The sequence below is a fragment of the Rhizobium hidalgonense genome (assembly GCF_005862185.2).
GTDB classification, from domain to species: Bacteria; Pseudomonadota; Alphaproteobacteria; order Rhizobiales; family Rhizobiaceae; genus Rhizobium; species Rhizobium hidalgonense.
The window spans coordinates 1,513,795-1,532,919 of sequence record NZ_CP054027.1 but is presented as its reverse complement, the minus strand read 5'-3'; the positions used below and the strand labels follow the sequence as shown (position 1 = coordinate 1,532,919).

Here is a 19,125-nt window from a genome sequence, read left to right as displayed (position 1 = left end):
TCTGAAAGGCAGTCAATGTGAAAACAGCAGGCGCGATCCGGCGCCGGAAAGCGGGGGCGCGGCGCTCCTCATTCTAAACCGCCAGCCGTTCCCAGCTGTCGTCCATTTGGTTGCGGAACCATGTCATTTGCCGCTTGGCATATTGCCGCGTCGCCGCAGCACCCTTCTCCAGCACCTCGTCGCGCGTTATCCCGCCATTCAGCATCGCCGCAATCTGCGATACCCCGATCGCCTTCATAACCGGCGCCGTGGCCGGCAGGTCGAGCGCAAGCAGCGCCCTCACCTCGTCTTCCGCGCCCTGCTGCAGCATCTGTTCGAATCGCCCATTGATGCGCTGATGCAGCACTGCCCGGTCCGGCAGCACGACGATCTTGCGGGCCTCAGCACCGTCGATCACCACCGGTCCCGACCGGCCCTGGAAATCGGCGATCGACCGTCCCGTCGCCTTCACCACTTCAAGCGCCCGGACGATGCGCTGCCCGTCCTGGCGGTTGAGACTGGCCGCCATGGCGGGATCAGCCTCGGCGAGTTCCGCATGGAGACCCTCCGGCCGCTCCTCCAGCAGCCGGGTCCGCAGCTCCTCCCGCAGCGCCTCCGGTATCTCGGGCATATCGGAGAGACCGCCAGTCAGCGCCTTGAAATAAAGCCCGGTGCCGCCGACGAAGACCGGCAACTGTCCGGCCGCCCTCAGCGTCGGCAAGAGCGCCGAGACATCGCGCAGCCAAGCGCCGGTGGAATAGGCCGCACCCGCCGGCACATGGCCGTAGAGATGATGCGGCACACCCTGCATCTCGTCTTTCGACGGGCGCGCGGTCAGCACCCGCAGCGTACCGTAGACCTGCATGCTATCGGCGTTGACGACCACGCCATCGTGGCGCTTGGCCAATTCGACGGCGAGCGCGGACTTGCCGCTGGCGGTCGGCCCGGTTATCAGGATCGCGTTCACTGTGCTCAGAAGGTTTTCCATCATGGCCCTCGTTGCCACGCTTGTTGCCAATCCGTCAAATCCCGTGCTGACACCCAAGATCGCCGAACAGGCGGCCGAGGCGGTCGACGCTTCCGGCCTCTACTGGCTGGCCGACGGTATCGCCTGCGATATCGCCTTGCGTGACGGCACGGATGCGCAAGCGGCCGAGGCCAATATTCTTGCCGTCATAGCGAGCGCGCCGATCGACCTCGTCATCCAGGAGCAGGAGACCCGCCGCAAGAAGCTGCTGATCGCCGACATGGATTCGACCATGATTGGCCAGGAATGCATCGACGAACTGGCCGCCGAAGTCGGCCTGAAGGAGAAGGTCGCGACCATTACCGCCCGCGCCATGAACGGCGAGATCGCTTTCGAGCCCGCTTTGCGCGAACGTGTCGCCCTCTTGAAGGGCTTGCCGATATCCGTCGTCGATGAAGTGATCGCCAAGCGCATCACGCTGACACCGGGCGGCCCGGAACTGATCGCCACCATGAAATCGAAAGGTCATTATACCGCCCTGGTCTCCGGCGGCTTCACCGTCTTCACCAGCCGCATCGCCGCCACCCTCGGTTTCGATGAGAACCGCGCCAACACCCTGCTCGAAGATGGCGGCATCCTCTCCGGCTTCGTCGCCGAACCGATCCTTGGCAAGCAGGCCAAGGTCGATGCGCTGAACGAGATTTCGGCTCACCTCGGCATTTCGCCTGAAGACGCGATCGCCGTCGGCGACGGCGCCAACGACCTCGGCATGCTGCACCTTGCCGGCGCCGGCGTCGCCCTGCACGCCAAGCCCGCCGTTGCCGCCGAGGCGCAGATGCGCATCAACCACGGAGATCTCACCGCGCTGCTCTATATCCAGGGCTATCGGAAGACGGATTTTGTGACACTTTGAAAGCTCCGCTCATCATCTCTGCGCGGTTACTAAATCAGAAACCCGGTCGATTGCGGTCCACCGGCACACTGTCGAATGCGTCGGCATGAAATATGGCGCAAACGCTCGCCCCAATCTCCTCATCCCTGTGCTCGTCACAGAGATCCAGCGCGCCCAAGTCCTTGGGCGGAGAAGATCCGGTAGCTCTCGAAACTCGTTCACCGCGCGGACTCGCTGTGGCTGGCTTCCTGTGACAAGCGCAGGAATGACGGAGGAGAGGTTGAGCGAGAACAGGAAGGCGGCGGCTAGTTGCCGCCCTACCTCCTATTCCATCGGCACCGCCACAAACCGCAGATCGCCATTCGCCGATGCGATCATCAGTTGGGCGTTGCGGCGGCCTTCCTGCTTCAGCGACTTCACCTTGGCGGCGACCGCGTCCGGCGACTTCATGAACTCCTGAGCCACCTCGACGATCACGTCGCCGGGCTTCAGACCCTTTTCGGCCGAAGCGGAGCCGGGCGTCACCTCCGTCACGACGACACCGTCGACGCTTTCCGCAATGCCGAAAGCCTTGCGCGTTTCGGCGCTCAAAAGCGACAGCGACAGGCCGAGCACGTTCTTCGGCGTGGCCGCATCCGGTGACACCTGGCCCTGGTGTTGGTCCGGCGCGGGCGCCCCCGGTGCGGGCTGGGCCTGATCGCCGGAATCCGGCTCGTCCATGTCATTATTTTCGCCGGGATCCGGGGTAATCACACCGTCATCCTGCGAACCGTCTGGCGCCGCGTCGCCGGATGCTGCCGCCTGATCGCTGTCCTCGAGCCGGCCGAGCTTCACCTTGACGGTCTGCTCCTTGCCGTCGCGCAGCACCACCACGTCGACTTCCTTGCCGACCGTGCTTTCCGCCACGACGCGCGGCAGGTCGCGCATTTCGCTGACGGTCTTGCCGTCGAACTTCAAAATGACGTCGCCCGCTTTGATCGAGCCATCATCGACCGGGCCGCCCTTGATGACGCCGGCGACCAGCGCACCCTTGGCGGTGTCGAGGCCGAGGCTGTCGGCAATATCGTCGGTGACCGGCTGGATGCGCACGCCGAGCCAACCGCGCCGCGTCTCACCATATTCGCGCAATTGATCGACGACGCCGGAGGCAAGTTCGGAGGGTACGGAAAAGCCGATGCCGATCGAACCGCCGCTCGGCGAAATGATCGCCGTATTGATGCCGATCACCTCACCCTTCATGTTGAAGAGCGGCCCGCCGGAATTGCCTTTGTTGATCGCCGCATCCGTCTGGATGAAGTTGTCATAGGGGCCGGCATTGATATTGCGGCCGCGCCCGGAAATGATGCCGACCGTCACCGAACCGCCGAAGCCGAAGGGATTGCCGATCGCCATCACCCAGTCGCCGATGCGCATTGTGCTGGAATCGCCGAATTTCACCGATTTCAGCGGCGACTTTGGCTCGACCTTCAACACCGAAAGATCGGTCTTGGTATCCGTGCCGATCAACTTCGCCTTGAGCTTCGAACCATTGGCGAAGTTGACTTCAATATCGTCGGCGCCCTCGATCACGTGGTTGTTGGTGACGATATAGCCTGTGGGATCAATGACGAAGCCAGAGCCGAGCGAGCTGACATTATGGTTGCCGCCCTTGTTGCCCTGCTTCTTGTCGAAGAAGTCGTTGAAGAATTCCTGGAAAGGCGAGCCGTCGGGCGCGCGCGGCGCCGGGCCGACGCCCTCGTCGTCCTTCACGTTCTGCGAGGTCGAGATGTTGACCACGGCGTCGAGCAGCCCTTCGGCGAGATCGGCGACCGAAGCCGGACCGTTGTTCGGCGCACCGGCCTGAATTGAGGGGGCCGGCTGTGGTGCAGCTGTTGCAGGCGGCGTGGGCACAGGAGTAGCCGGAGCGGGTGTAGCAACGCCGGGCGCTGTCGTCTCAGGCGCGATTTGCCCATAGGCCACCCCATTCATGCCGGCATGCGCAAGAATTGCAGCGCTGGCCATAAGCGCGAGCGTTCGTCTGAAGGGCGAGCGATTCGTGGGGGCCATTAAGCATCCTCATAGGGGGTAAATGCGCACATTGAGCACCAGCATAAGGCGGAATGATGGAGGGCGAAATCACCTTTTCGCGAAATCCCCGTGCAATGTGACGTCGCCTCGCAAAAACCCGATTGTCTCAATCATTCCACGAAAAAAGGGCCGGCTCTCGGGCCGGCCCTTCGGAATCGTCGGGGATGCGGGTGGCGCCCCTTGCCGTTAGTTCGCCGGCTGGGGGGGTGCTGGCGGAGCAGCCGCGCCGGGAGCTGCCGCAGCCGGATTTGTCGGCGCTTTCAGGGTGCCGGCGGCATTGTCGAAATAACGGAAGAATTCCGTATTCGGCGACAACACCAGCGTCGTGTCCTGCGATGATAGCGCTGAGGAGTAGGCGGCCATCGAGCGATAGAACTCGAAGAAAGCCGGATCCTTGCTGAAGGCGTCCGCGAAGACACGGTTGCGTTCCGCATCGCCTTGACCGCGCAGGATTTCCGCGTCGCGCTGGGCACCCGCGGTAAACTCGACGACCTGGCGGTCGGCGACGGCCCGGCGCCGCTGGCCTTCTTCATTGCCCTCCGCGCGGATGCGCTCGGCTTCGGCCAGGCGTTCCGAGCGCATGGCGTTGTAAGTGTTGGGCGCTACCTCGGGAGAAAGGTCGGTGCGGCGGATGCGAACATCGTCGATATGCAGGCCGAGATTTTCGGCATCCGTGCGCAGGTCGTCCCGGATCTCCAGCATCATCGCGACACGCTCTTCCGAGAGCGCTGCATTATAGTCGCGCAGACCGTAGACGCGGCGAAGCGATGAATCGAGCTGCGCCCTCAGCCGCGCTTCCGCAGCCTCGCGATCGCCCGAGACCGTTTCGCGGAAGCGGCGAACATCCGAGATGTTGTAGATCACGAAGGCATCGACGTCGAAGGTCTGGCCGTCCTGAACCTGAACGCGGATATTGTCGAGATCGAGCCTCAGCGCCTGTTTTTCGACCAGCTGGACGCGGTCGGCATCCATGAAGCCGAAGGGCAGCTTGAAATAGATGCCGGGCTCGGTCTTGACCGACTGAATCTGGCCGAAGCGGACGACGATCGCCTGCTCGCGTGCATTCACCACGAAGATCGACGAATAGAGCCCGACCAGCACGATGGCGACGATCAGGAGAATGATGGGAAGTCTGTTCGATGTCATGGTTCAACCTCCCTGCTGAGCCGGCTTGCTGAGCTCATTGAGCGGCAGATAAGGCAACACACCCTGCTTCTCGTCGATGATGACCTTCTTCGAGCTCTTTAGTACCTGTTCCATCGTTTCGATGAACAGCCGCTTGCGGGTCACTTCGGGAGCCTTCGAATATTCGTCGTTGATCGCGCTGAAGCGCTGTGCCTCACCTTCGGCCTCCTTCACGACACGGTTCTTGTAGGCGGCTGCATCTTCACGAATTCGCGCCGCATCGCCTCGCGCCTGGCCGAGCTTCTGGTTCGTGTAGCGGTTGGCGTCTTCGATCGTGCTGTCGCGGTCGCGGCCGGCACGCTGTACTTCTTCGAAGGCATCGGCGACTTCGCGCGGCGGCGCCACGTTCTGGATCGTCACGCCGGTCACGGTCACGCCGGCGCCATAGCGGTTCATCGTATCCTGCACGATATTCAGCACATCCACTTCGATCGGCTGACGATTGCTGCGGAAGGCATCCTGGGCCGGACGACGCCCGACGATTTCGCGCATCGCGCTGTCGGAAACCTGCTGCAGGGTCTCTGCCGGATTTTCGACGTTGAAGAGATAAGCCATCGGATCACTGACCGTGTAGAAGACTGCGAACTGCACGTTGATGACGCTCTTGTCGCTGGACAGCATCAACCCGTTCGAAGACGATGCCGAGGTCGCCCCGATGTTCAGCTGTTGCACGGTCACCTTGACCGTCTCGACGCTTTCCATCGGCCAGAAATGGAAATGCAGGCCGGGCATCGAAATCTCTTCCTTCGGTTTGCCGAACCGCAATTCGACGCCGCGTTCGTCCGGCTGCACCACGTAGACGCACTGGATCAGCCAGAAGACGGCAACGACCGCCGCGACGATCACCGCCACGCCGCCGTTGAAACCGCCGGGCACGATATTGCGCAGCTGGTCCTGTCCGCGCCGGATAATGTCTTCCAGATCGGGCGGTCCGCCCTTGCCGCCGCCACGCGGGCGGTTCGGCCCCTGGCCCCATGGTCCCTGATTATTACCGCCGCCGCCGCCCCAAGGGCCGCCGCCGCCATTCTGATTGCTCCAGGGCATCAAAACCTCGTTGTTCGTTAAGTCTTCCACGCATCCGGAACCGTGGGGGCTGACCGGCGGGTGCGTTGGTGACCGTTATAGGTATCGCCGCATCGGCTTTCAACGCAACGTGAGAAACTTGGTCAATTTAATTGGAAAATAGTTCATTTTCAGGCGCGTCGGCGTTCATAGACAACGAAGTGCGTGGGATATGTATCCTTCTCGCCGGCAGGAACCGCGATCGCCTCCCCGGCCTGCCAGATATCGGCATCGATCGCAGGAAACGACGCATCCCCGGCGAGATCGGCCTCGACATGGGTAATGCACATCCGGTCGGCATGGCCGATTGCCTGGGCGTAGACCTGCCCGCCGCCGATAATACAAATCTCGTCGGCGCCGCTTTCGCGCGCAAGCTTTTCGGCCGCCGTCATCGCCTCGGACAGCGAATGTGCCGTCTGCACATCTGGATGGTCTATCGTCGCCTGCCTGGAGATTACGACATTCGGCCGCCCCGGCAGCGGCTTGCCGATTGAGTCGTAGGTTTTGCGGCCCATCACCACGGGCTTGCCCAATGTCAGCGCCTTGAAGCGCTTGAGATCGCTCGACAGCCGCCAGGGCATATCGCCGTCGCGGCCGATGATGCCGTTACGGGCAACGGCGACGATGATGGTCTTCAGAATGTCGGCCATGGAATATCCCGGATCAGACGGCGATCGGCGCCTTGATGCTGGCATCCGCCTCGTAGCCGATCAGCTCGAAATCGTCGAAGGTGAACCCGAAGATATCCTTCACATCGGGGTTGATGCGCATGAAGGGCAGTGGCTTCGGTCGGCGCGCCAATTGCAGCTTCGCCTGGTCGAAATGGTTGTGATAGAGATGGGCGTCGCCCAGCGTGTGGACGAAATCGCCGGGTTTCAACCCTGTCACCTGAGCCACCATCATCGTCAGAAGCGCATAGGAGGCGATGTTGAAGGGCACGCCGAGGAAGATGTCGGCCGAGCGCTGGTAGAGCTGGCAGGAAAGCTTGCCATCGGCCACGTAGAACTGGAACAGGCAATGGCAGGGCGGCAGCGCCATCTGGTCCACTTCGGCCGGGTTCCAGGCAGAGACGATGTGGCGGCGCGAATTCGGGTTGTGGACGATGCCTTTGACGAGATTGGCGATCTGGTCGATATGGCTGCCGTCGGGCGCCGGCCAGGAGCGCCACTGGGCCCCGTAAACCGGCCCGAGCTCGCCGTTTTCGTCGGCCCATTCGTCCCAGATCGATACGCCGTTCTCCTTGAGATAGCGGATATTCGTCTCGCCCTTCAAGAACCATAAAAGCTCGTGAATGATCGAGCGCAGATGCAGCTTCTTGGTGGTGAGTACCGGAAAGCCCCCTTCGAGGTCGAAACGCATCTGATAACCGAACACTGATCGCGTGCCGGTGCCGGTGCGGTCGCCCCGGTCGGAGCCCTTTTCCATTACATGGCTAAGCAGATCGAGATATTGCTTCATGGCGCGCTGATTCCGTTTCGCCCAATTTAAGCTCCTGGCAGCAGGAAACCAATCACCGGCAAGCATTTTCCCAATGTTTCTGATGGGGCGCATAACGCTTTTATGACGTTTGCTCTTTCCTTGGGCTGAGGAAACCACTATATCAGCCTTGCCGGCTTTCGGGCTGGCTATGGCGATAAATGAGCGGTGTAATAAACCTATTGGACCCGGGGGCGGTACCCGGCGCCTCCACCAAAAACCGGCGGTCTGAAGGCCGGCTTTTGATGGGGGCGAAACAGGATCGACAAGGGTGTAAAGATCGTCTTTTTGCTCGGCATTGTACCGCCGTTATCGGGCTAAAATTGTAGTTGCAAACGACAACTATGCGGAAGCTCGTCTCGCTGCTTAATCGCAGTGTGACACTTCAAATCAAGCCCTAGTGGTTCGCACCTCTAGGCGGGGTCCGAAGGCACCTGGCAACAGAAGCCTTCACCTTCTCCCTGCCGCCGAAATCATGTATGCTGTTGAAAAACGTGACTCGGCTCCGGCCTTTCCCAAGGCGCCCGGACGTGGCATATAACCTTGTGAAAAGACTTCCGAACCGACGAAAGACAGGAAAAGCATGGGGCAGGACCATATCCGCTACGACATTCTGGCACAGGATGCACTTCGCGGCGTCATTCGCAAAGTTTTGGCGGAAGTCGGAGCGACGGGCCGCCTGCCCGGCGACCATCACTTCTTCATCACCTTCCTCACCGGTGCTGCCGGCGTGCGCATCTCCCAGCACCTGAAATCGAAATATCCCGAGCAGATGACCATCGTCATCCAGCACCAGTTCTGGGACCTGAAGATCACCGAGACGCATTTCGAGATCGGCCTTTCCTTCTCCGACGTTCCCGAAAAGCTGGTCATCCCGTTCAATGCGATCCGCGGCTTTTACGATCCCTCCGTCAATTTCGAGCTCGAATTCGACGTGCCGCTCGCCGATGGCGAGGAACTGCCGTCCGGAGAAATTACCGCCTACCCTGTCGACGCGGCTGGAAAGCCGGATGAGGCCGCCGGTGCAAAACCTGCCGATGGCGAAGAGAAAAAGCCGGGCTCCGTCGTCTCGCTCGACTCCTTCCGCAAGAAGCAGTGATTTGAAGGGAGGCAAAGCCTCCCTTTTTCATAAGGATTCTGGCCCCGAAATGAGTGCCGAGATCGTCAATCTGCGCCAATTCCGCAAGAAGCAAGCCCGCTCCGAAAAGGAGGCGCAGGCCGAACAGAATCGCATTTCCTTCGGCCGCACCAAGGCGGAAAAACAACTCACCCGCAGCCTGAACGAAAAGGCCGACAAGGCCCATCGCGACGGCCGGCTTGAGACCGATGATGACGGCGCGTGAAGCTTTCAAGCAAAGCTTGAACAGCCGGAATGGTTCCTGTCGTGGCCTCTGCACGCTTTCAGGCGACAGCCATAGAGATCAGCCACTTGCGCGGCTTCCTTGAATCGATCTGCCAACCAATCAAGGTGTGAAGCCGCTTCATGATCCGCAAGCATTCGGCGACATTGCACGGCCATCGCACCAGTTTTTCGCTGGAGGATGAATTCTGGACCGAGCTGAAGACGATCGCCGCCAGTCGTTCGATGCCGCTCGCCGCGCTGATTTCCGAAATCGATGACCGTCGGCCGCCGGACAGCAATCTGTCCTCGGCGCTGCGGCTCCACGTGCTGGCCTGGGCGAAGGCCGCCGCCAACCCCCAGCCGTAACGCGGGGACTGCTCCCATGTCGCTCGAAACACGCGGCACTTTGGGAGCAGGAGGTCAGCGAACCAAGCGGCTAGCGGCCCGGAGGGTTAAACTCGATCCGCTATTGCGCCTGGACGCCCGGCACCTGGTCGAAATTGAGCGAACCGGGCGGTCCGCTGCGTCGCGCTGCTTCCGCCTCGGCGGCAGCCCTCGCCTGCTCATCCGCCTTGGCTTTGGCTTCCGCCGCGCGTGCAGCCTCCGCCTCGGCAGCAGCCTTCTGCGCGGCGGCTGCCTGCGCCAACGCGCGCAGCCGCTCTTCCTCCGCCTGCCGTTGTTGCTCGATTTCGGCCGCCTTGATGCGCTGGGCGTCGTTGAACCGGTAGAGCGCCGCCTCGCGGCGCAGCCGCTGCTTTTCGAGCACAATTGCCTGCAGCCGCTCGACGCGGCGGCGCTCGCGCTCGAAGGCGCGCAACGACAGATAGCTGGTGATATCGGTCACATCCATCGTCTTGCCGGGCGACGGCAGCATGCCGGAAAAATTCAGCCTGAGCGCCGGCTCGGCGCCGGAAAGCGCTTCTGCGCCTGGATTGAGCCCAACCCCCAGCGTCGCGCTGATCCGTTCCTCCGGCAGCGCGATCTGCGCATCGGCGGTGATGCGGGCGAGATCGTTGGCGATGGTGACATTCTGCACGCGCAGCGTCCCGTCGGTGATATTGAAGGGGATGCCGAGCGGCGGCAGCTTCGCCTCGCCGTTGCTGAGCAGGGTCTCGACGATCGGATGCACCTTGCCGGCATTGATCTGCTCCTGCATCGTATCGGTCGCGGCAAGCAGCGGCGGAAGGATGGAAAGGTTCAGCCCGCGTATGCTGGTATCGCCGAGCCTCAGATCCCCCGAACCGTTCAGCGAACTGGCGATCTCGGCGATCGTCTTGCCCGAGGCTTCCATCGACAGCGACAATCCGAATTTGCCATTGGCGATCGGCGCGCCGTCGCGCAGCCAGACGACGCCGGCAAGATCGGAATCGGCAAGCGCGAGCTTCGTCTGCAGGAAACCGGTGCCGTCGGCATTGGTGAACAGTAGATTGCCGGAGAGCTTTCCGCCGTCCCAGTTGCCGGCCATGTCGTTGAGCTGCAGCTCGTCGCCCTTGTAGGCGACGTTGCTGGTGAAGTCGGTGACCGCCGTTTCCGGCAGACCGGGCCAGAACTGCTTGGCCGTCAGCTTGACCTTGACGTCGAGATCCTTGAAGACGGGCAGCCCGAGCGGCGCCGTCGTCAGCGCGCCACTGGCGGGATCGACGATCTGACCGAACACCGCCTCGCCAAGCCAGCCGGCATCGGCCTTGGAGAACGTCAGCTCTCCGTTAGCCGTCGTCTTCACAGCCTTCCGGTCGAAGCTCAGCGCGCCTGAAAACTCGTTGTCGGCCGCATGCCCCTTGAGATCGGAAAGGACGATCTTGTCGCTATCGACATCGGCATCGACCTGCAGGCCGAACGGCAGCCCGGCTCCCGTCTGCGGCAGGGCGATCCCGTTCATGATGAGATAGGGGTCGAGATCGGCGCTGTCGAGCGAGAGTGCGATCTTGCCGTTCATGAAAGTCTCCGGCCGGACATCGACCTTGCCGTTAGCGGTGAACGAGGTCCGGTCGGTCGCAAAGGTCAGTGCAGCGTCGGCGGGATCATTGCCCGATGCCTTGACCTTCAGCGTCAGGCGGCCGTTGGCGCCGACATCGACCGGCAGCGGGTCGAGCCCGGCCTGGCCGAACAGGACCGACGGCACAGCATTTTCGAGCGTCGCCTCGAGGCTCGTCGTACCGTTGCCAGTCAGCGCCAGGAGATCGGACATGCGGTAGTCGAGATTGACGCGGCTGCCGTTGGACACGCCGGCAAGCGTCACCGTCAACGCATTCCCCTCATCGCCGCCCAGCGTCAACGCGCCGCGCAGCGCCGTATTGCCGTACCAGCCGGCATTGCGCACCAACCGGTCGAGCACCGGGTGATGCGGCAGATGCTCGCGCAGCATGGTGAAAAAGCCGCCGGGATCGGCCGATTTGAAGGTGATCTCGCCCGCACCCTTGTAATCGAGTAGCGAGCCTTCCGCCTTGCCGGTCGCCGTCAGTTCGGCGCCTGCGATATTCTTGATCGCCAGCCTGTCGACGGCCAGTGCCCCGTCGGCAATCGTGAAGGTGGTATCGACATTCTCGGCCTCGACGCCGAAGGCGGTGAACTTGTCGGCTTTGAGCTGGGCGGCGATCCTGTGGTCGAGCACATTGTCACCGGCATCCTGGCCGGTCATGAGCCCGCTCAGCGCCTGCAGCGCGTCGAGATCCAGCGTATCGCCGTTCAGCGCCACCGACAGGGTCGGCGTCTTACCCTCGATCGCCTGCCGCTCCAGCCTGCCCTTCAGGGTCGCCGGTCCGATGGCAATCTCAAGATTTTCGAAACGCTGCAACTCGTGCGTCAGGCTGACATTGGCGGAAAAGCCCGCCTGTCGTAATTGCCGGATGGCCGGATCGACCGAGCCGGCAAGCCAGGAGGCAAGCCCCGTCGGCTGGCTGGAGGCGACCACGATCTGGCCATTGAACGAGGCCTCGCCCTGAAGCAGGAGTTTGCCTTTGCCTTCCACCTGCGTACGCCCCGGCAGCGTGCCGGTGGCGCTGTCGATCATCCAGCCGGTGCCGGCCGGTTCGAGCTCCAGTTGCACGTCGCGCAGCGTCGTATCGCCGGCGACGATCGCCGGCAGCTTGACACTTGCCTTGCCCGGCACCTGCGGGATCGGCACCTGCCCGATGACATCGATCAGCGAGTTCAGTCGCTGGCGCGCCGAAACCGCCGCATCGCGCGTCGTCTTGCCGGCCGCGCCCTGATTGCCGATGCGGTTGACGTCGATCTGCTGCCCGTCGGCTGTCAACAGGAATTCCGGCGCATTGCCGGTATCGAGCGTCGCCTCGCCCGATATGACGTAGGGGTCGTCCGTCGGCCCGATCTCCATCCGGTATTCGGGAATACGGATGCGTTCATTGGTGAGCTCGAAGCGGCCCTTGACGCGTGGCGGCTGCTCCTTCTTGTTGGCGGGTTTGGCGCTGTTGCGGTTTTCGATCGCCGCCGAAAGCTGCCCCTGATAGTTCGGCTTGCTGTCGACGAGCTTCAGTTCACCATCGAGATCGATGCTGACGGGGTGACTGTCCGGCGAAAGCTTTGTGCGCATGCGCAGCACGCCCTTTTCGTCCGGCTGACTGCTCGAGATCAAAAAGCTGCCGTGCTCGCCGTCAAGCGCCGCATCGCCTTCGATGCGCCACGGACCGGCCAGCGACTTGGCCGACATTTCCGCGTTGAGGCCGGTGATGCGACGGGAGCGGCCGGACTGGTCGTCGATGAACTCGACTTCGCCGCCATTGACATGCACGTTTTCGAGAACGACGTTTTTCGCCGGTATTTCGGCGCGGCTGCCGCGCATCCAGTCGAGCGTGCCGTCCTTGAGCAATCTCAGACGCACCTTCGGATTGACGACGCGCATGTCGAAGATCAGCGCCTCGCCCGACAGGAAAGGCGCAAGCTCCGCATCCATGGAGAACTGCTCGACCTTGACGATCGGCGTGCCGTCAGCTTCCTGGCCGACGCGCACGTCATGCAGCGTGACCGACGGAAACGGCAGGAGTCGTGCATCCACCGTGCCGTAGACGGTGACTTTCTTGCCGATGATGCGGCTTGCCTGATCCTCGAAATTCTTGCGGAAATCCGTCCAGTCGATGAACAGCGGCGCAAGCAGCGCCACAAACAGCACTACGACGATCACTCCCCCCAGAAAGACGAGGAACCGGCCTACCAATGCAAGGATTCTCCATTCGGGAATATCTTGCTGACACTAGCGCTATTCATATCGGGGGCAAGGCCCAAGTTCATGAGAGTATTCCGTTTTCAGCCATGGTGAAAAATCTTGCCGGGATTGAAGATATTGTCCGGATCGAGCGCCTGTTTCACCTGTCGCATCAAATCCACCGTGCCTCCCAGCTCCTGCTCGAGGAACGCCATCTTACCCTGCCCGATCCCGTGTTCACCGGTGCATGTGCCGTCCATGTCGAGCGCCCGCCGATTGAGCCGCTGCACGAAACTCTCGGCCTTGGCGATGTCTTCGGCGCTTTTGTCATCGAACAGCAGCAGCACATGGAAGTTCCCGTCGCCGGCATGGCCGACGATCGGGCCGAGCAGTCCATGGGCCTCGATATCGGCCTGCGTTTCGGAAACACAATCGGCAAGCCGCGATATCGGAACACAAACATCGGTCGAAAGTGCGGCAAGCCCGGGCGCCAGCGCCCTTGCCGACCAATAGGCATCGTGGCGCGCCTTCCAGAGCTTCGTCCGTTCCTCGGCATTGGCGGTCCACAGGAATTCGCCCCCGCCGCATTCCGCCGCGATCTCGCCAAAGGCTGCCGATTGCAGCGGCACCGTCTCGTCGGTACCATGGAATTCGAGGAAGAGCGTTGGGCTTTCGGCATAGGAAAGCTTGGAATAGGCATTGCAGGCCCGCATCTGCATCGTATCGAGCAGTTCGATGCGCGCCACCGGAATGCCCATCTGGATCGTCATGATGACGGCATCGCAGGCAGCCTTCACGCTCGGAAAGGCGCAGGCGCCGCCGGCGATCTTCTGCGGGATCGCCTGCAGGCGCAGCGTCACCGAGGTCAGGATGCCGAGCGTGCCCTCGGCGCCGACGAAGAGTCGCGTGAGATCGTAGCCGGCGGAAGATTTGCGGGCGCGCCGGGCCGTGCGGATCTCCTCGCCATTCGCGGTGACGGCGGTGACGGCAAGGACATTGTCCTTCATCGTCCCATAGCGCACGGCATTGGTGCCGGAGGCCCGCGTCGAGGCCATGCCGCCGATCGAGGCATTGGCGCCGGGATCGATCGGGAAAAACAGGCCGGTATCGCGCAGATGGATGTTCAGCGCCTCGCGCGTCACACCCGGCTCGACGGTGCAGTCGAGATCCTCGGGATTGACCTCGAGCACCCGATTCATGCGGCTGAAATCGATCGAAATACCGCCATTGGCGGCATTGACCTGGCCCTCCAGCGAGGTACCGACGCCGAAACCGATCACCGGCGCCTTATGGGTCGCACACGCCCGGACCGCCGCCTTCACGTCCTCGGCGCTTTCGGCGAACAGTACGCCGTCCGGCAGTTGCGGCGGGATGTAGGTCGTCGTGTGGGCATGCTGTTCGCGGAAGGATCGGCCGGTCTGAAAGCGCTCGCCGAAGCTCTGCTTGAGAATGCCGAGCACGGCTGATATCCCCGCCTCGTTGCGTGTGCCGGCTTTCGCGTCCTTCAGCGCCATCCCTTTGATCTCCCTGCTACAGCGCCGCGCGTCTCTTCAGACGCGCAATGGACGCTGTAGAACTTTCAAATTGCTGCATAATTTCATCCTTAAATCGATTTCGATTTAAGGAATTATGCAGCAGGCTGGGTATGCGGCAAGTCAAAGCGGCTGTCCAGTTAAGAATGGCAGAAGATTTCATTCCCCTTTTCTTATACGCCCGTCCTGCGCCTAGACGATCGGTGGGTTGAGCCGCGCAAAACCCTCCTGCCGCCGATAGGGGAAATAGGGATAGGGCGCCGTCACGGCGCTGACGGCGTCGAGCCTTTCGACTTGCTCCTTCGAGAGGCTCCAGCCGACCGCGCCGAGGTTCTGCCTGAGTTGCTCCTCGTTGCGGGCGCCGATGATGACACTCGATACCGTCGGTCGGCCAAGGAGCCAGTTGATCGCGATCTGCGGCACCGTCCGGCCTGTATCCTGCGCAATGCCATCCAGCTCCTCGACGATGTCGAACAGCTTTTCGTCGTCGACGGGCGGGCCGTATTGTGCCGTGTCGTGCAGCCGGCTTGCCTTAGGCAGCGGCTCTCCGCGGCGGATCTTGCCGGTCAGCCGTCCCCAGGCAAGCGGGCTCCAGACCAGGGCGCCGACACCCTGGTCGGCGCCGAGCGGCATGAGCTCCCATTCGTAATCGCGCCCCGCCAGCGAATAATAAACCTGATGGGCGACATAATGCGGATGGCCGTGGCGCTCGGCGGCTGCGAGCGATTTCATCAGCTCCCAGCCGGCAAAATTGGAAACGCCGACATAGCGGATCTTGCCTGCCGCAACGAGCCCGTCGAGCGTCGATAGCACTTCTTCCACCGACGTCGAGGCATCGAAAGCGTGAAGCTGCAAAAGGTCGATGTAGTCGGTGCCGAGCCGGCGCAGCGCATCTTCCGTCGCGCGGATCAGCCGCGCCCGCGACGTCCCCCAGTCCTGCGGCCCTTGCCCCATCGGCAGTGCCGTCTTCGTCGAGATCAGCACGGCATCGCGCCGGCCGCGGATCGCCTGGCCGAGCACGTTTTCGGAAGCACCGGCCGAATAGACGTCGGCCGTGTCGAACAGATTGACGCCGGCTTCGAGGCAGATGTCGACGAGCCGACGGGCCTCTTCCGCATCGGTAGTGCCCCAGGCCCCGAACAGCGGGCCGCTGCCGCCGAATGTGCCGGCGCCGAAGCTCAAGGCCGGCACCTTGAGGCCGGATGCGCCGAGATTCCTGTATTCCATGGACTTGTCTCCTTTGTTTCCTAAGAGATAGACCCAGCCCGTTCGGTGATATAGATTGCCTTAAAGCAAATCATCTGTGACATGAATTCATCGTGAGCCGTCAGGACATCAATCGCTCCGGCGAAATGGAAGTCTTCGTCAGCGTCGTCGAGCGCGGCGGTTTTTCCGCGGCCGCTACGGCGCGACGCATGACGCCGTCGGCCGTCAGCAAGCTCGTCGCCCGGCTGGAGACACGCCTCGGCGCCCGCCTTGTCAATCGCTCGACGCGGAAGCTGCAACTGACGCCGGAAGGCTGCGCCTTCTATGAGCGCAGCATCGCGATCCTTGCCGATATCACCGAGGCCGAACGCCAGGCTTCCACCGGCGAGCAAGCCTCGGGCCGCATCCGCATCAACACCAGCGGCTCCTTCGGCAATCATGTGCTGGCGCCGCTAGTGCCGGCCTTCATGGCGCTTCATCCCGCCGTCACGCTGGATATTTCCCATACCGACAGAATCGTCGATCTGATGGAGGAGCGCGCCGACGTCGCGATCCGCGCCGGCCCCTTGAAGAATTCCAGCCTAATCGCCCGCAAGCTCGGCGCCACCGGCAAAATCATCGTCGCCTCGCCGGATTATCTAAAGCATCACGGTGAACCGCGCAGCGTCGCCGATCTCCACCGCCATTGCCGCATCGGCTTTTCCTATGCCCGGGCCGTCGAGGGCTGGCCGCTGCGCGAGGACGGCGAAACGGTAACGATCCCGATCACCCCTGGCGTCCAGGTCGGGGACGGCGAAGCCATGCGGTATCTGGCATTATCCGGCGCCGGCCTTGCGCGGCTGACCGCCTTCACCGTGCGCGCCGATATCGACGCCGGGCGATTGACGCCAGTGCTCGATGCGGCCAATCCCGGCGATCTCGAAGAATTCTACGCCGTCTATATGGGCCAGGGCGGCCCGCTGCCGACGCGCGTGCGCGCCCTGCTCGATTTTCTCGCCGGCCATGTGCGCCTCTGATAAATTTCGCCCAAACCGCTCTCAAGCGACGACTTGGAAAAACAATAACTTGAAGCGGCCGGATGAATCAGTTTGGCATCCCCGCGGTCGGCGAGAAGCCAGATTTCGCAATTGACCGCGCGCCTTTCACCCACCTATACCAGACCCGCGCCAGCCGGTCCTTGCAGCCGGCCTCTCTTCGTCATGCCGGAGCTTCCTCCCATCTTCAGCCTCAGGGCTTGGCACCGGCCAGGAAAGATACGGGGATTCATGCCATTCAGCGACGCACGCCGCCTGTTGCGGGATGCCGGCCTGTCGAAATGGGCGCTGCTACTCGCGCTTTCCACAGCCTTCACCATCTTCCTCGAACTCTTCGCCCTGCCCGCCTCGCTGCTGATCGGGCCGATGGTGGCAGCGATCCTGCTGGCGCTTACCGTCGGCAAGGGAAAGCTCCGCGTGCCCTTCTGGCCGCTGCAGTTCGGCCAGATCCTCGTCGGCCTGATGATGGCGCGCACCATCACTCCCGACATACTCGGCACCATGGCAAAAGACGCGCCGCTTTTCCTGCTGTTCATCTTCTCGGTCATCGCCATCGCCACCGGCCTCGGCTGGCTGCTGACACGCTGGCAGGTGCTACCCGGCACGACCGCGGTCTGGGGCTCTTCGCCCGGCGGCGCCTCCGCCATGGTCATCATGTCGGAAGCCTATGGCGCCGATGCCCGCCTCGTCGCCTTCATGCAATATCTGCGTGTCGTCTTCGTTGCCGTCGGCGCCTCGGTGATCTCGCGTCTTTGGGTGGCGGCCGACGGCGCCGAACCGCCGCCGCTCATCCTCTTCCCCGCGGTCGACTGGATGGCCTTTGCGGCAACGATGGCTTTTGCGGCCGTTTGCACCTATGGCGTCCGCCGAATGCGCATCCAGGGCGGCACGATCATCGTGCCGCTCTTTCTCGGCGCCTTTCTGCAAGGCATCGGTCTCTTGAAGATCGAGCTGCCGATGTGGCTGCTCGCCCTCGCCTATGCGCTCGTCGGCTGGAGCATCGGCCTGCGGTTCACCCGCTCGATTCTTGAGCATGTGGCACGCGCCCTGCCGCGGGTCTCCGCCTGCATCGTGCTGCTGATGGCGCTCTGCGGCTGCATGGCGGCCGCCCTCCATATCTTCGCCGGCATCGATCCACTGACGGCCTATCTCGCCACCAGCCCCGGCGGCGCCGATTCCGTCGCCATCATCGCCGCCTCCAGCGATGTCGACGTGCCCTTCGTGATGGCGATGCAGACCGGCCGTTTCCTGGTGATCCTGATGATCGGCCCGATGCTGGCCCGCTTCATCGCCAGCCGGTCCGGACTTGCGGAAAATCCCGCATAAAGCGCGGGGCGGACTTGTGGGCGAGCGTTGCCCACTGCCCAGGTGTCATTCCATAGGCCTTCTTGAAATGCCGGTTGAGGTGGCTCTGGTCGGCAAAGCCGGTCGCCGCCGCCGCGTCCGAAATCCCCTCTCCTGCGCCGATCATGGCGCGGGCCCGCTGCAGCCGCCGCATCAGGAGATAGCGGTGCGGGCTGGTGGCGAAGGCCACCCGGAAATGCCGCGACAGCGCGAAACGGTCGAGACCCGTCACCGCTTCCAGCTCGCTTGAGCATACCGCTCGGGTCGCATGCGCCTCGAGATAATCCCGCGCCGCCCGTGCCTGCCGCCAGGCGACAGCTCCGAGCGGCCGGCGCGGCATCTGGGCATGCCTGGACAGCCCGCCCGCCACCCTCGACACGAAATCGTCGACGAAAAGCTCGTCCAGCTCGCGATCGAGTTCGCCGAGTGCGGCAAGCAGCACACCCGCCAGCGCCGGATCGCCGATGACGGGTTCACCGATGAAAGGCAGGCCGACGCCATCGGCCTCCAGGCATTCGAGAAGCAGCGACGGCTCCAGGTAAAGCATGCGATAGTGCAGGCCGTCCTCGGTCCCGGCCCCGCCGTCATGCTCCTCATCGGGATGCAGCACGATCACTTGGCCCGGCAGGCTGAAACGTCGCTCGCCGCGATAGCGGAAAGTCTGCACGCCCTTCAGCGTCACGCCAAGTGCATAGGTGTCGTGGCGGTGCGGCTCGAAGGCATTGCCTGAAAACTGCGCCTCGATGCGCTCGATGCCGGGAAAGGCCGGAGCCGCCAGGATGGCGTTGCCGGACGGTCCCGCGCACAAACGTTCAAGACCTTCGAAGGCCTGCGGATGTAGATCCTGGCTCAATGCGCCCGATACTCCATAACCCGAGGT

At 62.7% G+C, this 19,125-nt stretch carries 16 protein-coding genes and 1 other RNA gene; 7 read left to right on the top strand and 10 right to left on the bottom strand.

Annotated elements, in window-relative coordinates:
• Positions 1 to 73: 73 nt before the first annotated feature.
• A complete protein-coding gene (gene miaA / locus FFM81_RS07195; RefSeq protein WP_025416605.1) occupies positions 74 to 970 on the bottom strand; it encodes a tRNA (adenosine(37)-N6)-dimethylallyltransferase MiaA in 897 nt (298 codons plus the stop codon).
• Between miaA and serB the strand changes: the two genes are divergently transcribed.
• Positions 969 to 1,859, top strand: coding sequence for a phosphoserine phosphatase SerB (gene serB / locus FFM81_RS07190; RefSeq protein WP_003564829.1), 891 nt, complete (start codon positions 969 to 971; stop codon positions 1,857 to 1,859). The two genes, miaA and serB, sit on opposite strands and share 2 nt — an antisense overlap.
• Before the next feature lie 303 nt (positions 1,860 to 2,162).
• Here the strand turns inward: serB and FFM81_RS07185 are convergent, their stop codons facing one another.
• The 5 genes from FFM81_RS07185 to FFM81_RS07165 all read right to left on the bottom strand — a co-directional run bounded on the left by FFM81_RS07185 (position 2,163) and on the right by FFM81_RS07165 (position 7,610).
• Positions 2,163 to 3,884, bottom strand: a complete 1,722-nt coding sequence (locus tag FFM81_RS07185) for a Do family serine endopeptidase (RefSeq protein ID WP_003564831.1) — start codon at positions 3,882 to 3,884, stop codon at positions 2,163 to 2,165.
• A gap of 207 nt (positions 3,885 to 4,091) precedes the next feature.
• Entirely contained in the window at positions 4,092 to 5,051 is a 960-nt protein-coding gene (gene hflC / locus FFM81_RS07180; protein ID WP_025416606.1) for a protease modulator HflC, read from the bottom strand.
• Between the two features lie 3 nt (positions 5,052 to 5,054).
• A complete protein-coding gene (gene hflK, locus FFM81_RS07175; RefSeq protein WP_138385732.1) occupies positions 5,055 to 6,134 on the bottom strand; it encodes an FtsH protease activity modulator HflK in 1,080 nt (359 codons plus the stop codon).
• Positions 6,135 to 6,283: 149 nt separating this feature from the next.
• Positions 6,284 to 6,802 (bottom strand): dihydrofolate reductase, encoded by a 519-nt coding sequence (locus FFM81_RS07170; RefSeq protein WP_003564837.1) that lies wholly within the window; start codon positions 6,800 to 6,802, stop codon positions 6,284 to 6,286.
• 13 nt (positions 6,803 to 6,815) lie between these two features.
• Positions 6,816 to 7,610 carry a thymidylate synthase gene (locus FFM81_RS07165; RefSeq protein WP_138385731.1) on the bottom strand — a complete coding sequence of 265 codons (795 nt, stop codon included), beginning with the start codon at positions 7,608 to 7,610 and terminating at the stop codon, positions 6,816 to 6,818.
• A gap of 111 nt (positions 7,611 to 7,721) precedes the next feature.
• Between FFM81_RS07165 and ssrA the strand changes: the two genes are divergently transcribed.
• The 4 genes from ssrA to FFM81_RS07145 all read left to right on the top strand — a co-directional run bounded on the left by ssrA (position 7,722) and on the right by FFM81_RS07145 (position 9,336).
• Positions 7,722 to 8,083, top strand: a transfer-messenger RNA (tmRNA) gene (gene ssrA, locus FFM81_RS07160).
• A gap of 128 nt (positions 8,084 to 8,211) precedes the next feature.
• On the top strand, positions 8,212 to 8,727 hold the full coding sequence (locus FFM81_RS07155) for an SspB family protein (protein ID WP_003564953.1): 516 nt from the start codon (positions 8,212 to 8,214) through the stop codon (positions 8,725 to 8,727).
• 49 nt (positions 8,728 to 8,776) lie between these two features.
• Positions 8,777 to 8,971, top strand: coding sequence for a DUF4169 family protein (locus FFM81_RS07150; RefSeq protein ID WP_003564956.1), 195 nt, complete (start codon positions 8,777 to 8,779; stop codon positions 8,969 to 8,971).
• A 140-nt stretch (positions 8,972 to 9,111) separates the two neighbouring features.
• Positions 9,112 to 9,336, top strand: a complete 225-nt coding sequence (locus FFM81_RS07145; RefSeq protein ID WP_003564964.1) for a ribbon-helix-helix domain-containing protein — start codon at positions 9,112 to 9,114, stop codon at positions 9,334 to 9,336.
• Between the two features lie 100 nt (positions 9,337 to 9,436).
• Here FFM81_RS07145 and FFM81_RS07140 read toward each other — a convergent pair whose 3' ends face one another.
• From FFM81_RS07140 to FFM81_RS07130, 3 genes are all read right to left on the bottom strand, one after another.
• Entirely contained in the window at positions 9,437 to 13,141 is a 3,705-nt protein-coding gene (locus FFM81_RS07140) for an AsmA family protein (protein WP_003564965.1), read from the bottom strand.
• 89 nt (positions 13,142 to 13,230) lie between these two features.
• On the bottom strand, positions 13,231 to 14,643 hold the full coding sequence (locus tag FFM81_RS07135) for an FAD-binding oxidoreductase (protein ID WP_003564966.1): 1,413 nt from the start codon (positions 14,641 to 14,643) through the stop codon (positions 13,231 to 13,233).
• Between the two features lie 210 nt (positions 14,644 to 14,853).
• A complete protein-coding gene (locus FFM81_RS07130) occupies positions 14,854 to 15,888 on the bottom strand; it encodes an aldo/keto reductase (protein WP_138385730.1) in 1,035 nt (344 codons plus the stop codon).
• Between the two features lie 92 nt (positions 15,889 to 15,980).
• Here FFM81_RS07130 and FFM81_RS07125 point away from each other — a divergent pair, with 92 nt between their 5' ends.
• Both FFM81_RS07125 and FFM81_RS07120 read left to right on the top strand, forming a co-directional pair.
• Positions 15,981 to 16,883: a LysR family transcriptional regulator gene (locus tag FFM81_RS07125; protein ID WP_138385729.1), complete on the top strand. Its 903-nt coding sequence runs from the start codon at positions 15,981 to 15,983 to the stop codon at positions 16,881 to 16,883.
• Between the two features lie 249 nt (positions 16,884 to 17,132).
• Positions 17,133 to 18,227 carry an AbrB family transcriptional regulator gene (locus FFM81_RS07120; protein WP_138385728.1) on the top strand — a complete coding sequence of 365 codons (1,095 nt, stop codon included), beginning with the start codon at positions 17,133 to 17,135 and terminating at the stop codon, positions 18,225 to 18,227.
• Here FFM81_RS07120 and FFM81_RS07115 read toward each other — a convergent pair.
• Positions 18,187 to 19,098 carry an AraC family transcriptional regulator gene (locus tag FFM81_RS07115; RefSeq protein ID WP_138385727.1) on the bottom strand — a complete coding sequence of 304 codons (912 nt, stop codon included), beginning with the start codon at positions 19,096 to 19,098 and terminating at the stop codon, positions 18,187 to 18,189. The genes FFM81_RS07120 and FFM81_RS07115 overlap by 41 nt on opposite strands.
• Positions 19,099 to 19,125: the final 27 nt, after the last annotated feature.

Bases quoted from the DNA above. Each gene is read 5' to 3' on its own strand.
- serB (WP_003564829.1), top strand. From the start codon at position 969: ATGGCCCTCGTTGCCACGCTTGTTGCCAATCCGTCAAATCCCGTGCTG.
- miaA (WP_025416605.1), bottom strand. From the start codon at position 970: ATGATGGAAAACCTTCTGAGCACAGTGAACGCGATCCTGATAACCGGG.
- FFM81_RS07185 (WP_003564831.1), bottom strand. From the start codon at position 3,884: ATGGCCCCCACGAATCGCTCGCCCTTCAGACGAACGCTCGCGCTTATG.
- hflC (WP_025416606.1), bottom strand. From the start codon at position 5,051: ATGACATCGAACAGACTTCCCATCATTCTCCTGATCGTCGCCATCGTG.
- hflK (WP_138385732.1), bottom strand. From the start codon at position 6,134: ATGCCCTGGAGCAATCAGAATGGCGGCGGCGGCCCTTGGGGCGGCGGC.
- FFM81_RS07170 (WP_003564837.1), bottom strand. From the start codon at position 6,802: ATGGCCGACATTCTGAAGACCATCATCGTCGCCGTTGCCCGTAACGGC.
- FFM81_RS07165 (WP_138385731.1), bottom strand. From the start codon at position 7,610: ATGAAGCAATATCTCGATCTGCTTAGCCATGTAATGGAAAAGGGCTCC.
- FFM81_RS07155 (WP_003564953.1), top strand. From the start codon at position 8,212: ATGGGGCAGGACCATATCCGCTACGACATTCTGGCACAGGATGCACTT.
- FFM81_RS07150 (WP_003564956.1), top strand. From the start codon at position 8,777: ATGAGTGCCGAGATCGTCAATCTGCGCCAATTCCGCAAGAAGCAAGCC.
- FFM81_RS07145 (WP_003564964.1), top strand. From the start codon at position 9,112: ATGATCCGCAAGCATTCGGCGACATTGCACGGCCATCGCACCAGTTTT.
- FFM81_RS07135 (WP_003564966.1), bottom strand. From the start codon at position 14,643: ATGGCGCTGAAGGACGCGAAAGCCGGCACACGCAACGAGGCGGGGATA.
- FFM81_RS07130 (WP_138385730.1), bottom strand. From the start codon at position 15,888: ATGGAATACAGGAATCTCGGCGCATCCGGCCTCAAGGTGCCGGCCTTG.
- FFM81_RS07120 (WP_138385728.1), top strand. From the start codon at position 17,133: ATGCCATTCAGCGACGCACGCCGCCTGTTGCGGGATGCCGGCCTGTCG.